This is a genomic window from Citrobacter sp. CK181, from assembly GCF_030333595.1.
Taxonomy (GTDB): Bacteria; Pseudomonadota; Gammaproteobacteria; order Enterobacterales; family Enterobacteriaceae; genus Citrobacter_B; species Citrobacter_B koseri.
In genome coordinates this window covers 427,241-428,219 of the sequence record NZ_JAOWFN010000012.1, presented here as the reverse complement: position 1 = coordinate 428,219, position 979 = coordinate 427,241, and the positions used below count along the sequence as shown (strand labels likewise).

At 56.6% G+C, this 979-nt stretch carries 1 protein-coding gene and 1 pseudogene; both read left to right on the top strand.

The window, feature by feature from the left end:
• Window positions 1-84: pseudogene (locus tag OGW17_RS11375) on the top strand (dimethyl sulfoxide reductase subunit B); the annotation flags it as partial.
• Between the two features lies 1 nt (window position 85).
• Complete coding sequence (locus tag OGW17_RS11370; protein ID WP_071258122.1) at window positions 86-949, top strand: dimethyl sulfoxide reductase anchor subunit family protein; 864 nt, start codon at window positions 86-88, stop codon at window positions 947-949.
• The last annotated feature ends 30 nt before the right edge of the window (window positions 950-979 follow it).

Here is a 979-nt window from a genome sequence, read left to right as displayed (position 1 = left end):
CCGAACATTGTGATTAAACCCAACGCCAACAGCCGCCCGACCGGGGATACCACGGGTTATCTGGCAAATCCGAAGGAGGTGTAAGATGGGAAGTGGATGGCATGAATGGCCGCTGATGATCTTCACGGTTTTTGGTCAGTGCGTGGTCGGCGGTTTTATCGTTCTGGCTCTGGCGCTGATGAAAGGCGAGTTGCGTACCGAATCTCAACAGCGTGTGCTGACCGGCATGTTTGCTCTGTGGGTGCTAATGGGAATTGGCTTCATCGCGTCTATGCTGCATCTGGGGTCGCCAATGCGCGCCTTCAATTCGCTGAACCGCGTAGGCTCGTCGGCATTGAGTAATGAAATTGCCAGCGGCTCGCTCTTTTTTGCCGTCGGCGGGATCGGCTGGTTACTGGCGGTGCTGAAAAAGCTCTCTCCGGCGCTGCGTAATCTCTGGCTGGTTGTGACGATCGTGCTGGGTGTTATCTTTGTCTGGATGATGGTGCGCGTGTATAACAGCATTGATACCATACCGACCTGGTACAGCATCTGGACGCCGCTGGGCTTCTTCCTGACGCTGTTTATGGGGGGGCCGTTGCTGGGTTATCTGCTGCTGCGTATTGCGGGCGTCGATGGCTGGGCAATGCGTCTGCTGCCCGTAATTTCTGTTCTCGCACTGGTGGTCAGCGCCATTATGTCAGTGATGCAGGGAGCGGAGCTGGCGACGATTCATAGCTCCATCCAGCAGGCTTCTGCGCTCGTACCGGATTATGGTTCGCTGATGGCCTGGCGTATTGTGGTGCTGGTCGTGGCACTGTGCTGCTGGATTGTGCCGCAGTTGAAAGGTTATCAACCTGCGGTTCCGCTGCTGTCGGTGGCGTTTATCCTGCTGCTGGTAGGGGAACTGATTGGTCGCGGCGTATTCTACGGGCTCCATATGACCGTGGGAATGGCGGTGGCGAGTTAATCCATAATATGCCGGATGGCGGCTCGCGCC